General features: G+C 62.8%; 16 protein-coding genes. 8 read left to right on the forward strand and 8 right to left on the reverse strand.

Annotated elements, in window-relative coordinates; translation table 11 throughout:
- Positions 1–138: 138 nt before the first annotated feature.
- Positions 139–1,242: a methyl-accepting chemotaxis protein gene (locus ACQKKX_RS02685; protein ID WP_427568532.1), complete on the reverse strand. Its 1,104-nt coding sequence runs from the start codon at positions 1,240–1,242 to the stop codon at positions 139–141.
- Between the two features lie 256 nt (positions 1,243–1,498).
- Between ACQKKX_RS02685 and ACQKKX_RS02690 the strand changes: the two genes are divergently transcribed.
- Both ACQKKX_RS02690 and glpK read left to right on the forward strand, forming a co-directional pair.
- A complete protein-coding gene (locus tag ACQKKX_RS02690) occupies positions 1,499–1,708 on the forward strand; it encodes a hypothetical protein (RefSeq protein WP_427568534.1) in 210 nt (69 codons plus the stop codon).
- A gap of 104 nt (positions 1,709–1,812) precedes the next feature.
- Positions 1,813–3,318, forward strand: a complete 1,506-nt coding sequence (gene glpK, locus ACQKKX_RS02695; protein WP_427568536.1) for a glycerol kinase GlpK — start codon at positions 1,813–1,815, stop codon at positions 3,316–3,318.
- A gap of 28 nt (positions 3,319–3,346) precedes the next feature.
- Here the strand turns inward: glpK and ACQKKX_RS02700 are convergent, their stop codons facing one another.
- Positions 3,347–3,937: an SH3 domain-containing protein gene (locus ACQKKX_RS02700; protein ID WP_427568539.1), complete on the reverse strand. Its 591-nt coding sequence runs from the start codon at positions 3,935–3,937 to the stop codon at positions 3,347–3,349.
- A gap of 19 nt (positions 3,938–3,956) precedes the next feature.
- The gene (locus ACQKKX_RS02705) at positions 3,957–4,451 is read right to left on the reverse strand and encodes an invasion associated locus B family protein (protein ID WP_427568541.1); all 495 of its coding nucleotides are present in this window, start codon (positions 4,449–4,451) and stop codon (positions 3,957–3,959) included.
- 338 nt (positions 4,452–4,789) lie between these two features.
- Between ACQKKX_RS02705 and ACQKKX_RS02710 the strand changes: the two genes are divergently transcribed.
- Entirely contained in the window at positions 4,790–6,112 is a 1,323-nt protein-coding gene (locus tag ACQKKX_RS02710) for a serine hydrolase (protein WP_427568543.1), read from the forward strand.
- A gap of 179 nt (positions 6,113–6,291) precedes the next feature.
- Here the strand turns inward: ACQKKX_RS02710 and ACQKKX_RS02715 are convergent, their stop codons facing one another.
- Entirely contained in the window at positions 6,292–6,735 is a 444-nt protein-coding gene (locus ACQKKX_RS02715; RefSeq protein ID WP_427568546.1) for a DUF5330 domain-containing protein, read from the reverse strand.
- Between the two features lie 465 nt (positions 6,736–7,200).
- On the opposite strand from ACQKKX_RS02715, the gene ACQKKX_RS02720 reads away from it, so the two are divergent.
- Positions 7,201–8,790 (forward strand): sensor histidine kinase, encoded by a 1,590-nt coding sequence (locus ACQKKX_RS02720; RefSeq protein ID WP_427568548.1) that lies wholly within the window; start codon positions 7,201–7,203, stop codon positions 8,788–8,790.
- Positions 8,762–9,796 carry a peptidoglycan-binding protein gene (locus ACQKKX_RS02725; protein WP_427568551.1) on the forward strand — a complete coding sequence of 345 codons (1,035 nt, stop codon included), beginning with the start codon at positions 8,762–8,764 and terminating at the stop codon, positions 9,794–9,796. The genes ACQKKX_RS02720 and ACQKKX_RS02725 overlap by 29 nt, the downstream gene beginning before the upstream one ends.
- Before the next feature lie 30 nt (positions 9,797–9,826).
- Here ACQKKX_RS02725 and ACQKKX_RS02730 read toward each other — a convergent pair whose 3' ends face one another.
- Positions 9,827–10,057: a hypothetical protein gene (locus ACQKKX_RS02730; RefSeq protein ID WP_427568553.1), complete on the reverse strand. Its 231-nt coding sequence runs from the start codon at positions 10,055–10,057 to the stop codon at positions 9,827–9,829.
- Between the two features lie 199 nt (positions 10,058–10,256).
- Between ACQKKX_RS02730 and ACQKKX_RS02735 the strand changes: the two genes are divergently transcribed.
- Positions 10,257–10,610, forward strand: a complete 354-nt coding sequence (locus tag ACQKKX_RS02735) for a DUF1491 family protein (protein ID WP_427568555.1) — start codon at positions 10,257–10,259, stop codon at positions 10,608–10,610.
- Between the two features lie 49 nt (positions 10,611–10,659).
- On the opposite strand, the gene ACQKKX_RS02740 is transcribed toward ACQKKX_RS02735, so the two are convergent.
- Positions 10,660–11,583 (reverse strand): DUF2336 domain-containing protein, encoded by a 924-nt coding sequence (locus tag ACQKKX_RS02740; RefSeq protein ID WP_427568558.1) that lies wholly within the window; start codon positions 11,581–11,583, stop codon positions 10,660–10,662.
- A gap of 221 nt (positions 11,584–11,804) precedes the next feature.
- Between ACQKKX_RS02740 and ACQKKX_RS02745 the strand changes: the two genes are divergently transcribed.
- Positions 11,805–12,278, forward strand: a complete 474-nt coding sequence (locus ACQKKX_RS02745; RefSeq protein ID WP_427568560.1) for a hypothetical protein — start codon at positions 11,805–11,807, stop codon at positions 12,276–12,278.
- Positions 12,279–12,325: 47 nt separating this feature from the next.
- Complete coding sequence (locus ACQKKX_RS02750) at positions 12,326–12,511, forward strand: hypothetical protein (RefSeq protein ID WP_427568561.1); 186 nt, start codon at positions 12,326–12,328, stop codon at positions 12,509–12,511.
- Positions 12,512–12,563: 52 nt separating this feature from the next.
- On the opposite strand, the gene ACQKKX_RS02755 is transcribed toward ACQKKX_RS02750, so the two are convergent.
- A complete protein-coding gene (locus ACQKKX_RS02755; protein ID WP_427568563.1) occupies positions 12,564–13,106 on the reverse strand; it encodes a DUF1254 domain-containing protein in 543 nt (180 codons plus the stop codon).
- The gene (locus ACQKKX_RS02760; protein WP_427568564.1) at positions 13,099–13,686 is read right to left on the reverse strand and encodes a DUF1214 domain-containing protein; all 588 of its coding nucleotides are present in this window, start codon (positions 13,684–13,686) and stop codon (positions 13,099–13,101) included. The genes ACQKKX_RS02755 and ACQKKX_RS02760 overlap by 8 nt, the downstream gene beginning before the upstream one ends.
- Between the last annotated feature and the right edge of the window lie 31 nt (positions 13,687–13,717).

The following is a 13,717-nucleotide window of genomic DNA, read 5'->3' on the forward strand; positions in this document are numbered from 1 at the left end:
TTATTGCCGAATGCCGACCAGCTCTCTGTAAAACACAAAATGTGGCGTAATGTTGTCAGTTAACAGATGGTAAAAATACTGAAAAAACGACGATTTTCCACTGTTTAGACTCAAGTTGCAGCCTTTTTGCCGAAAAGCTCACGCGATGTCGAGCGCCTGGCGGATGGCCTCGTCACTTTCCATCCGCTGCACTACCACGCCGTGCCAACCCAACCCGTCGTAATCTTCGTAACCGAGCGTCCTGGCATAGGCGACGATCGAGCCGTTGTTGTCGTAGTAACTCCCCGAGGCCTGGCCGTTCTGTCCGGCCAGCATGAAATGCGAGAACATCAGCGCCGGATCGGTGCTGGCGATCACCCGGCTGTCGCCATCGATCAGCATCACCGTGGTGCGCTCGGCCGTCTGCGGCGGCAGATTGGCTTCCTTTTCGACGATGGCCTGTCCCTGATTGCGCCAGTCGAAGTAAACGCCAAGCGTGCCGAGCAGCGCCCCATCGGTCTTGCCGCCTTCGCGTATGCCGGTCGCGTAGACCAGCGCGTGATGATTGTCATGCACTGCGCTCGGCTTGACGGTATCGACGATGTAATCGTCGCCGCTTTTCGTGCGGCGCGCGGCCTCGAACCACGGGTCGCCGGCGAGCGACCGGTTGGCCAGCTTTCGCTGGAAAGCGGGATTGGCGGACGCGACGATCCTGCCGGAAAGATCGGTGACCACGAGATCGAGATAAACGGTATAGAACCGGTTGATGACCGCAAGCCGTTCGCCGGCGAAAGCAAGCCGCTCCGGGGTCGGTTCGGCCAGCGCCTGCCATAGCGCCGTATCGGTCGCCCACCAGCGCACGTCGGCGGTGCGCTCAAAAAGGTTGCGGACGATCAGTTGCACCAGTGTCTGGGCAAGATCCGTCAGGCGCACGCCCTCCATCTCGGTGACGAGCGCCTCCGCCATCCGGCGGTTGAGACCGATCCGGCCTACGACATTGCTTTCGAACTTGGCGGCAATGTCGGACGCCATCTGTGCCAGCCGCTGCACCTCGTTGGCGACCACCGCAAAACCCTTGCCCATGTCTCCAGCGCGCGCCGCCTCAATCAGGGCGTTGATGGCCAGAAGGCGGATTTGCCGCACCACATGGGTATTGTCGGCGCTGAAGCGTTCAAGGTCCGTGCCGATGGCTTCGGTCACGAGAAGCACCGAACGTGGCGTCGCGCTCTGCTTTTCCTGACCCTGTGCTTCAAGTGGAATCATGGCGACACCCTGTATCCAGCATTTATTTATGTGAGGTTTTATCATCTTTGCAAGCCCGCCATTAGCGAACCGTTAACGATAATGGCGATTTCTGGTCGTTTAGGGTTTGGATAGAGAGATGATGTCGGTCATGCCATTTCGACACGCTTTTCCGGTCCAATCGTTAAACTCCAAGCTTTCCCTTTCAGCCGGCATCAATTTCGTTGAGGTATCACTACGGTGATCGGAGGAACGCCCTATGAAAGAGGTGGATGACATGAGCCGGACCGCTGTTGCGGATGGTTTTAAGCGCGAGACCGCCTACAACCACAAACCGTCAATCCTGTCGCTGATCATCACGGTTCTGTTCGTGATGTTTCCGCGCCTGCCGATGCGCTGGTTGCCGCCCGTGCCGCAGCCCGCGGCAGACACGCCACCCCAGCGCAATTCGGGTCATGACGACGCGCCGCGGATTGCGGCCGAGTAAGCCCCGCCGTTTCGAAGGAATGATGCCGGTGGCCTCAGGTTGACAGGCGTCATTCGCTTCTGCTCAAACCAAGTCCGGTCATTTCGGGCTTGAGGAGGAGCGGTATGGCGGCTGGCAAAAAGTATGTTCTGGCGATCGACCAGGGCACGACATCGACACGCGCGATCGTCTTCGACAAGTCCATGAACATTGCCGGGTTTGCTCAGGAAGAATTCCCGCAGATCTTTCCGAAATCCGGATGGGTCGAGCACGACCCCGAAGACATCTGGGCAAGTGTGTTGTCGACGACCCGCAAGGCCATCGCTCAGGCCGGTATCCTGGCCGGACAGATTGCCGCCATCGGCATTACCAATCAGCGTGAAACCGTCGTCGTCTGGGACCGGGAGACCGGCAAGCCGATCCACAATGCCATCGTCTGGCAGGACCGTCGGACCGCCCGCGATTGCGACAGGTTGAAGGCGAGGGGGCTTGAGAAGAAATTCGCCCGCCGCACCGGTCTTATCCTCGACCCGTATTTTTCCGGCACGAAACTGTCCTGGCTGCTGTCGAACGTCAAGGGCGCGCGGGCGAGAGCGCAAAAGGGGGAACTCTGCTTCGGCACGATCGATACGTTCCTGATCTGGCGCCTCACAGGTGGGAGCAGTTTCGTCACCGATGCCACCAACGCGTCGCGCACGCTGATCTACAATATTGCCGAAAACCGCTGGGACGAGGATCTTCTCGAAATTCTCGACATCCCGGCCGCCATGCTGCCGGAAGTTAAGGACTGCGCCGCCGATTTCGGGGTGACGGAAGAAGGGCTGCTGGGTGCGCAGATCCCGATCCTTGGCGTTGCCGGCGACCAGCAGGCGGCGGTGATCGGGCAGGCCTGTTTCGAACCGGGCATGGTCAAATCAACCTATGGCACTGGCTGCTTTGCCGTGCTGAATACCGGCACGCAGATGGTGCGCTCGAAGAACCGGCTGCTGACGACGATCGCCTACCGGCTTGACGGCAAGACCATCTATGCGCTGGAAGGCTCGATTTTCATCGCCGGTGCTGCCGTACAGTGGTTGCGTGACGGGTTGGGGGTCATCGACACGGCGTCGCGAACCGGAGAACTAGCCGCGAAGGCTGATCCGCAGCAGGCAGTCTATCTGGTGCCGGCCTTTACCGGCATGGGCGCCCCGCATTGGGATGCGGATGCGCGCGGTGCGATCTACGGTCTGACCCGCAATACGGGACCGGCGGAATTTGCCGCCGCCGCACTGGAGGCCGTCTGCTTCCAAACCCGCGACCTGCTCGATGCCATGCACAAGGACTGGCGGTCCGCTTCCGGCGAAGTCACCGTGCTGCGGGTGGATGGCGGCATGGTCGCCTCCGCTTGGACCATGCAACGGCTGGCCGACCTCCTCGAGGCGCCGGTCGATCGCCCGACCATCCTCGAAACGACTGCGCTCGGTGCCGCCTGGCTTGCAGCCAGCCGCGTCGGTCTTTGGCCGGATCGACGGACCTTTGCAAAGACCTGGGCCTGCGAGCGGCGCTTTGAGCCGGAGATGGACAACAAAACCCGCAGCGCCCGGCTGAAGGGCTGGAAGGAAGCGGTGCGGCGCACGTTGAGCCGCGGCTGAATGCGTGCAAGCGGCCAAGAGCAAGCGTCTATTCGATCGTTTCACCGGGATAGACGCCCCAGAGGGACGCCTGTTCGACATAGCCTCTGACGCCCTGCCGCGCCAACGTGACACGACACCACTGGCCGTCGCAATGGTCGAGGGACATGCGCACGCGTGCCTTTAGTTCGGCAACTACGCCGGCGTGTTTGGAAGGCGAGCGATAGAGCGGTGCCACCGTGTCGATCCACGGTCCGACGACTGCGGTGCGCCGACCCGACAGAAGCGGCGCATACATCCAGCCGCTGATGCCGTCGTAATCACGCACTTGGCGCCAGTTGCCGAACTCCTCGGTGATCTCCATCGGCAGACCCTGCGCCTTGTAGACGAAGCGGCTGCCGTAATCGGTGGAGGGGCCGATACGCATGCGCGAACTGGCGAATTTCAGGGACACGTAGCGCGGCACGGGATAGCCGGTCTCGCGGCCCTTCTTCCAACCGGCATTGAAGGCCGGGGCGGCTTCGGCCGGATCGCTGAGGCTGGCCGGCCCGATCAGGGCAGCGGCAACAGCGGTTGCCGCCAAGGCCGCCGCCGAGATGGCCACCGCCAGCCCGCGACGCGATTTGTGATGGCTCGGCATTGTGGGGCGGCGTGCAGCGTCAATTGCAGCGATCGGCTTCGTTGAGCGCGGCGGTGACGCCGGACAGCGAATACGAGTATTGCGTATTGGTGCCACGCGCCGACGTGGCGCTGAGGCTCATGCTGCGCCCGCCGCGCATGGCGGTAATCATCGCCGGCTCCCGGTCCTTGTTGCGCACCCAGGCGGCATTGTCCTTCGGCTGCATGTCGAAGCTGTTGCCGTCAATATTGACGGTAATGTCCGAGGTCGTGCGCAGGTCGTAGCCCATGATGGCCTGCGGCATGATGGTGCCGCCGCCCTGCGGTGCGACGATGAAGAAATTTTCGCCGTGATTGACGGAAGCGGGCTGTGCCGACGTTGGCACGCTCAGCGCGTAGCAATGTTTGCGGCCGCCGCTTTCATAGGAATAGACGCCCCATGCATCGAACTGCTTGATGCGGGCCGGCTGTGCCTGTGCAACGGCGGCGCCGAGGAGAGTGACGGAAACTGCGGCGGAAATGGTCTTGACGAGCATCGGATGTCCCTGACGAGATAGAGTTGGCATGAAGGTCTGGACAGACCGGCCGGCGAAGCCCGATCAAAGGCGGGCGAGGTTACTCATTAGTTAAAATTTGAACGGCACGCAGTTCAACGCGCCTCACGAAGCCGTGAAGTCGCCGCAATGCTGCCGTCTGGTGGTCATAGACCCATGTGCAATAGACGGGTAAGGCGACACGGAACGCGAAAGCGGGGACAATTGGCCAAGACGATTGCATCGATCGATCCCCAAAGGATAGTCTGCCGCGTTGCGCCGGGTTGGCGGATCGCACGGCGCGGCCGCGCCGCCAAAGCATCGATGGGACTGTTATGTGCATGAATTTTTTGGCCCGCGGCCGCTTTCTCGTCCTCTTTGCCGGCCTTTTCCTGACGCTGCTCGGGCTATCCGCCACCGCCGCCCGGGCGGGCTACGCGCATTTCATCGTCGATGCCGCGACGGGTGAAGTGTTTGCGGCAGAAAATGCCGATACGGTCAATCATCCGGCGTCGCTCACCAAGATGATGACGCTCTATCTGGGTTTCGAAGCGATCCGTCAGGGGCGGCTGTCCTGGGACGAGCAGATCATCATGACGCCGAACGCAGCCGGAAAGATTCCTTTCAAGCTCGGCATCGGCGCCAACAAGCCGCTGACCTTTCGCGAAGCCGCCTATGCAACCGCCATCCGCTCCGCCAATGATGCCGCGCAGGCGATCGGCGACCATCTGGGCGGCAGCGAAGAGAATTTCGCCCTGATGATGACGGCCAAGGCGCGCGCGCTCGGCATGCGCAGCACGGTCTTTCGCAACGCCTCGGGCCTGCCCGACAAGGCGCAGGTGACGACGGCGCGCGACATGGCGGTGCTGGCTGCCGCGCTGATCCGTGATTTTCCGCAGGAATACGGCATCTTTTCGGAGCGCTCGTTCCAGTTCCGCGGCCGCACCATCCGCGGGCACAACAACCTGATGTACCGCTATGCCGGCATGGATGGCGTCAAGACGGGCTATGTCGATGCATCCGGCTACAATCTCGTCAGCGCCGTCAACGACAATGGCCGGCGGATCATCGGCGTGGTGATGGGCGGCAAGAGCGCCCGCAGCCGCGACGCCCAGATGGAAGCCCTGCTCGACCGGGCGCTCGGCCGCGAGACGCTGGTGGCCGGCGCGGGGGGCAAACGCCCTGCCGCCGGCGTCGCCGTGCCGACGCCGTTCCGTGATCCGTCCACGACCGAGGTGCTGGCGCAGACAAAACTGGCGGCAAGGTCCGGCACCGGGCTTCCCGGTGTCACACAGTCTGCGGCTGCGCCGTCGCTTGCGCTTGGCGCGCAGGCGCGTTCCAGCGCCCATGACGGCATTGCCGCCGTTTCGCCGGCCGCACCGGGTGCGGTGCCCGTGTCCGCGGATCCGAAGGGCTGGCGGGTGCAGATTGCCGCTGCCGCGAGCCGCAGCACCGCATCACGGCTGTTGACCCGGGCGCAAGCCATTCTGGCCGATCATTTCGGCTCTGTGGCGCCGCTTATTCATGAAGCCCCGCGCACGGAGGGTGGTTCGATGTTTCGCGCGCAGCTGGTGGGTTTCGGGGATCGCAAGGGCGCCATGGATGCCTGCAGCGCGCTGCAGCACTATGCGGTCGACTGTTTCGTCATCCAGGGCTCCGGCTGACGGCATTCGTTTCACGGCCGCTGCGGCGTTCGTCCGCCGACGACGGGCCCCAAACCGGCTGGCGAGACTATTCATGACAGCGGTGGCGCCGTCGAGGCGCGGGTTCGCGCATCGATCGCCAATCATCCGGTCCGGCTATGCCGATGGCGGCGCAAACCGGGTTTCAAAAATCTTCGGGCTTAAGGGTGCGGACGGCGCATCGGCACCGGAATATTGATGACAGTTCCGGTGAAAACTGCATCCGCCGGCTGTGTTGCGTCTGCCGCAGGCTTTTCAGGCATGGGCTGCTGAACCGGGTTGGGAAGGATGGGGCCGGTCGCCGCCGTCGCCGAGCCGTTGTCTGCGAGGCTCTTGTCCAGAAGTTCGTAGGCCACGCGCGCACCTTCCTTGGCGCGGTAGCCGAGCGCGGTAAAGGTTTCCGCGCCCTTGATGCAGACATCCGGCTTTTCCACGCAGAGCGAGGAGACATAGTCGTAGGCGCCAGTGGCGGCCGAAATCGCATTGGTCATCTCGAACGGGCGTGTGCTCCCGGTTCCGTTCGTGTCGTCGCCATGGGTGCCAAAATAGGAAAGGGCCACCAGGCCAAGACCGAAATAAGCGCTACCCTTGATCAGAAACCACATCTTCTTGTCCGTTTCGCCCTGTTTCCGGCTGCCGGTTCTTGCCCGGTTCTGATGCTCACACTAGGCATCATCCCCGAATGCCGACTTAGAGCAGAGCCCGCGATTTTCGCAAAATTTGTATCGAATTTTATCTTTTCAAATGCCTGTGTTTATTCGAGACGGATTCAATGCGTGTTTGCGTCAAACTTTAGCGGTCTCGGTTAAGCATAATTGTGGCGCTCCGCGCTGAAGTCACGGGCTTTGGCGGCCGATATCGCCGCCGCAATCGTTAACGCATGGCGGAAAAATAAGGCAAATCCGTTGCTTACGCGCCGTTAACCATGTTCGGAAAAGGCCCTCCAAAAAGCGTCCGAAAGTCACGTTTGGCCATCTGCGTCGGGCGGGGGGAGGGTGTTTTTATCCTTTCCTTAAGTCGCGGACGCCTATTGTCGACCTCATGAAAACCGTGAATTTTTGGGTCCGGGCGTGCGTGTATTGAGTAACATCGGCTTGAGGGTGGTCGCTTCCGTCGACCACACCGCGGTTCGCTGGCTACGGCACCTCGGTGAGGGCGATGGCGCCCGTGCGGGCGAGGTCCTCGCCTTGCGGTGCCTTGCCTTTGCGGCCCTGCCTTGCTTCGTCGTCGTTCCGCTGCTTCTCGTCACCGTCATGACGCCTTCGTTGGCTCTGCCGCTTGGCGTGGCGATCGTGCTGTCATTCTTCCTGGCGCTTGCGACCGCGGTGATCGCGCTGCCGCGGTCACGCAGCGCCGCAGAAACCGGCCCGGTGCACGATATGGAGCAGATCATGTTCGATGCCTGCCCCGGTCTCCTGCTTTATGCCGATGCTTCCGGCCGCATCCAGCGTGTCGGCGGACGCGAGCGCTCCCTCATGCCGGCTTTGCTCGTTGAGCCCGTTGGGCTCAATCTCTCCGACATCGTGCATGTCTCGGACCGTATCGGCGTCGTTCAGGCCCTCGATGCGCTGCGCCTGGGTGGTGATAGCGTGCAGGTGGATGCCCGTATCGAGCGTCCTGTCGATCCGCAAAACGGTCGGCAGTTCCTGTCGTCGCGACTTGACATGACGGCGATGCGCGGCCCTGCCGGCGATCTCTGCGCCGTTTTCGTGCAGTTGCGCGACGTGTCCGAAGAGATGATGCTGCACGAGGAGATCCGCCTGGGCGCGGAAGAGGTACGCTCCGCGCATGAGGCAAAATCGCGCTTCCTTGCGGCAGTCAGCCACGAGCTGCGCACGCCGCTCAATGCCATTCTCGGTTTCTCCGATGTTCTGCAGGGTGAATATTTCGGCACGCTCGCCAATGACCGGCAACGCGAATATGTCGGCCTGATCCGCCAGTCGGGCGCGCATCTTCTGTCGGTGGTCAATACCATGCTCGACATGAGCAAGATCGAGGCTGGCCGTTACGAGCTGCTGACGGAGCCTTTCGCGATTGGCGATGCCGTCGAGGCCTGCCGCGCAATGCTCGATCTGCAGGCGCGCGAAAAGGGCGTGACGCTGACCGCCCGCATCCAGCGCGGCCTGGGTGAGATTACCGCCGACCGCCGCGCCCTGCAGCAGGTGCTGATCAACCTCGTCGGCAACGCCATCAAGTTCACCGAGGCGAGCGGTGTCGTGTCGGTCGATGCCGCGTTGGTCGGCACCGATCTGGTGCTGACGGTCAGCGATACCGGCGTCGGCATTGCCGCCGACAAGCTTAGCCAGATCGGTCAGCCCTTCGTGCAGGTTCAGGATCACTATACCCGCGCCCACGAAGGCACGGGCCTTGGCCTGTCGCTGGTCAAGGGCCTTGTGGCGCTGCATGGTGGCACGTTTGCCATGGCAAGCCATCCGGGTGTCGGGACGGTTGTGACGATCGTATTGCCGGCCGACGGGTCCGGGGTCCTGTGTGCGGAAGATGCCGCGGAGATCCCCTTCGAGTTTCCACCGCGCCTGACCTCGGCTGTGGAAAATCAGCGTCTTCTTGCTCATGACAAGATTGTACGGGTAGAAACCGAGCAGACTTACATTCAGGCACAGGACTTTGCGGATGAGCGCGCAGAAGCGAAAATCGCCTGATCGCAGGAAAGGTTCGGCAAAAGCCCGTGTCCGGGAGCCGGCTCTTTTCATTCAGGCCATCCAGGCGGTCGGCAGCTTTGCCGCGCGCTATCCGCGCGTGATCGGCGGGGGCGCGTGTTTCGCCATCATCTTCGGTTTCGTTTCGGCCAATGCCCTCTGGTATCAGCCCGGCGGCCATCCATCGCCTTTCCTGCGCACGCGCGATATCGATGATCGCAACGGCATTCCCGGCTACCGTCTCGCGCGCCCGCAGCCTCCGGCGGATGTCACCACCTTTCGGATCGAGCGGGCCGGCGACGCCAGGCTGACAACGGCAACGCCGGTCGCCCCCGGGAGGCCGGCGCCCGCGGACGCGCTCGTCGCCGATATCCAGCGCGAACTGGCGCGGCGCGGCCTCTACGACGGCAGCACTGACGGCGTGATGGGAACGCGCACCGAAGCCGCCATTCTCTTCTTCGAACAGATGGCCGGTCTGCCGCAAAGCGGTGCGCCGACGCAGAACCTGCTCGCCGCACTGAAAACTGAGCGGGGTCCGGCGGCGCCCGAGGTGGCCGCGATCCCACCTTCCGCGCCATCAGCAACCATCAGCCCCTCGACGGGCGGTCCAGAGAGCGCCAATCCCGTGCCGAAGCCGCGCCCCGTGGAGAGCCTTGGGGGCGAGGATCCGGTCGCCGCTGCCATCCGCGCGGCGGAAAGCGGTGTGGCAACGCCGGCCGCCATGCCGGCAAAGGCGACGGGTGCCAATCCGCGACCGGAACCGGCCTCCCTGCGCGACATGGATCATCGCGCGGCACCGGCCGCCGGCGGCTTTCCCTCGACGGACATGGTGCAGCAGATCCAGCGCGGACTTTCCAATATCGCTTATGCCGATGTGTCTATCGATGGCGTCGCCGGTTCCCAGACCAAGGCGGCGATCCGTCACTTCGAACGGCATTACCGCCTGCCAGAAACCGGCGAACCGAACGAACTGGTGCTGCGGAAGCTGAAGTCGATCGGCGCGCTGTAGGGCGCCTTGGCATGAGGCAAGGACTGAGCTTCAGGGCCGCTGCTGGGCAAAGACAATCATCTGCCAGACGACGGGACCGCGCAGGTCATGGCGATGATGGTTCATCGGCAGGGCGGCGTTCTTGGCCACGACCGTCTCGTCGCCGCAGGTCTTGCACCGATAGATGCCGCCATTGGCGACGACCTGACCGGGCTGCCAGTCGCGGTCGAAGGCCGGGACCCTGGCCTCGTGCAGAAACGCGGAATATTTGAACTGAGCCATTGGCGGACCTGTTGCCGGCCGGCGCGCGCTTGGACGCTGTCGCGCCTGGCCGGATGAGCGGCGACCGGCGAACTATGCCGCCACGTCCGTTGACATTTGATGAAAAGGTCGCGCTCACGAAACGATCGAGCGGGGCGAAGGGGCATGCGCGATCGGTGTTGTGACTTCCGATTTTCGGCGCGATCAGCTAAGGGCAGGCATGCGCATCCGTTCCGACATTTTCGTTGCCGCCCTGATCCGTCGGACCTTTGCCGCCGGCGGGTTTGCCGCGATTGTCCGCAAGGGCGCCGAGGAGGCGGGAGCGGTGTTCATTCGCCAGCGTTTTCGCGATGGATCGGAAACCGTGTATGGTCCCGCGCCGCAAAGCTTTTCAAGCAATGAGGATCATGGCGCAAGGCGATTCGAGATCAGGCTTTCCCGGGTGCAGGCGCCTGCGGCCGAGGCCGTGGTGGCCCGCGAGGCGCGGTTCGATACGGATCTGTGGGTGGTCGAAGTCGAACTCGACGATGTCGGCGATCTGTTCGAAGTCGTGAATACGAGCCAGGATTTCTGAGGTGCGCCGCTCACTGGGTAGATGAGCGCGGCGTCGGCAGTGGGTATGCCTAGCGGCGGCCGGCCGCGAGGCGGACAGGCGTCTCGATGCCAGCCCCGGCAGCTGCCGGACGCTGGTCGTAGGTATAGCGGTCTGCTCGGCCCCAGGCTTCGACCCGGCGTCCGCACTGGTCGCTATCAAGACCGTCCCAGAGGCGCTCCGAGCGCGGCACGTCGCCTTCGCATTCGTCGAGATGGCGGTAGAAGCGCTCAAGAACGAGCAGCGCCTCCGTGCGTGCCATGCTCATTCCCTTCAGCGTGGTGGCCAGCTGCTGGCCGGAAATGTCGAGCATGATCCGTTCGGCAAGCCAGCGGCTGGCCGACAGTGCATCCGCCAGGGCCGTTGCAAAGAGATCGGCCTCGCGGTTGCGCGCAAACCGCACCAGCAGTGCTTCCTGGATCGGCGTCAGGGTACGAAGGCCGAGCCGGTCGTCCTGCGGGCGCACGACATGAGCCGCCATGGTGCGCAGACGGGCGCGCAGCGCTTCGTCGTCTGGCGATGGTGACCGGGTCTCGATGCTCTCGACAAGCGGAGGTTTCTGCTGTGCAGCTGCTGGCAGGCCCGACGCGTCCTGCCTTCCGTCCGACGCATGACGCAAGCCGACCAGAGCGTCGACAACCGCCGGCGAAAGGTTTTCCCGGCGCACGATCGCCCGGGCATGGGCGGCGCCTTGCGTGCGTGCGATCATGACCAGCGTGGCGTCGTCCAGGCATTTCGATGCGGTGATGAACGGCGCGGAAATCGCAATCGGCTGGCTTGCGATGAAAAGGGCGACGGCGGAGGGAATATTGGCGCTTTGCGACAGGGCGGCTACCGCCTGACGGCGCGCCTCTTCGCTGGAGGCCCGATAGAGCGGCTCAAACAGCTCGGCAAACTGGCGCAGTTCCGACTTGGACGGACGTTCGAGCGCCTCAAAGCTCGTGACGGTGGCCATCAGAACCACATCCTTCCTGCGCATGGCCTGCGGCCTTTCAAGTTCCCGAAACCGGTCCACGGATACTTCCAACAACGCAATACTTTGACACCGAAACCGCCGGACAGAACGCGTCCGGTCGGGGAACAGGTTTGCAACATCATTCGCACAGCACGGTTAGGCCGGCTGCAAATTCTGTCTCACCTTGAAACAAATGATAGGCAGGTCAGGGTTAACGAGCGATGAAAATCTGGCCGCTTTCGCGACAGTCATCCGCTTTCAAGCGTGGTGGTTCCGCTCGGTCGCGGGGCGCGATTTTTTTGTTTTCCGAGCGAACCGAAATCGCATTCATGCGTTTTCCCCCGAGGCATCGCGACGGCGCAAGCCTGGCACAACTTTTAATATGGATAAAGTCGTTTATTAGCGTTAGCGAATTGTTAAATATCCTGTCCGAAACTGGTCGTGTGACCTGGAATATAAGGGTTGTTGGCGATTTGAAGCTCAGCGACCCTCGGTTGTCCGGGGCATCAGGCGCCGAAAGCCGCGAAGGCGGCAGCTTCGGTTTCAACGCCGATCCAGAGCTGGCATCGCGGGCCGGGTTCGGAAACAGGATGGAAATGTCGCTAAGTCCGGTCACGAGGAACGGACATGCTGGCGAGAAAGGCGCAGATGTCCCCGGAAAGGGGATGCGCCGGCCCCTGAAAAGGGCAGGGTGAAACTGGTCCGTCCTTCATCCGTCTCGAAACCCCTATGGAGACGCACAATGGCTGAGATCATTGTTCTTGCGAAATGGCGTGAAAAGCATTCCGGTCGTGCGGCGGCCCGATCGGCACAGACAGCGCAGGCGGTGACAGGCGAGATCCTGATCTATACCGGCGTACGTTACGAGCGACATGAGCCGGTCGAGGCTCGCGCGACTGACATCGTTGCTGTGCGGGCTGAGATCTAAAGTAGGCCGGGATTTGTGAGCTTCGCCGGGTGGCGGCCCGGGCGCAGCGAGCCTATTCGCTTGGCAGGCATTCGGCGGACGAAAGGAAGGCGGCGGCAAGTGGCCGTATGCTCGGCTGCGGCGCCATGGCGCGCAAGACCGCATAGCCCTGCGTCTGCGACGTCTCGACCAGAATAGATCGATCGAGACCCTCGGGCATGGCCTTGCGCAACGCCGTCGCTTGAAGCGGCGTGGCTACGATCACGTCCAGCCTGCCACCGGATGCGGTACGGTCATTGATCGAAAAAACCTCGTTGGATGCCGGATCGTATATCGCCAGCGACCAGAACGGGACGTCGTCTCCCGCTGTCAGCTCCACCGGCCGCTCGTCGAGCTCGAAGGCGCAGACGGCGGTTTCGAGGAACGGGTCCTCCTGTGCAAGACCGGCACTGTCAGGCTTCTGATCGAGAATGTGGAAGGTGAAGGCCTCGCCCTCGGACAGCACGCGGCTATAGGCATCGCGATCGCTGAAATGCGGCAGGGACAGTACGATGACAAGATGCAGCAGCGCCGCGCCCACGAGACCGACGGCGATGGCAAGCAGGATCCTAAGCATTGCCGCACCCGATCTTTTCGACCTTCGGCATGGCCAGGTCTATCAGTCCGGAACTGCCCGCCGTCGGCGTATCGAACAGCGTCAGCACCAGCCGGAACGGCTGGCCCGCTCTGACGGCCAGCCAGTTGCCTGGGTGGGCGGAAGCGGAAATGTCGATCACGAAATCGCCGTCCCGGTCCCGCAGCACGGTGCGCGAATTGAGCGCTTCTGGCAGTTCCGCGCTTTCCGATGGCGGGCGACCGTTGGCGTCGTTGGTAAACAGCGACCACAGACGGGCAGGTGGCGTGTGGCCGCTCATGCGGTAGGTGCAGTTTCCGTCAAGGCGGGCACCGTTGTCATCCACCGCTGCCATGAAGGTCAGGCCTTCTGCGGTGCCGTAAAGCAACTTGCCGGCATTGGCACGGTGCGACTTTGCGTAGGGATCGGCCGCAGCCGTCTGCGCTTGCGGAAAGGCCTCCCAGGCGCCGAGCCTGATAGCACCAAAACCGATCGTGGCATCGAGCGCCACCAGCGTCGACCAGATGCCGCCGCCAAAGGCGATAGCGAGCGAAAGGGCAATGAGAAGGGGGAGACGCAGCACGTTCTATTCTGGACCTCGCAAACGGTGGGCG

It is taken from the genome of Neorhizobium sp. NPDC001467 (assembly GCF_050275975.1).
GTDB lineage: Bacteria > Pseudomonadota > Alphaproteobacteria > Rhizobiales > Rhizobiaceae > Neorhizobium.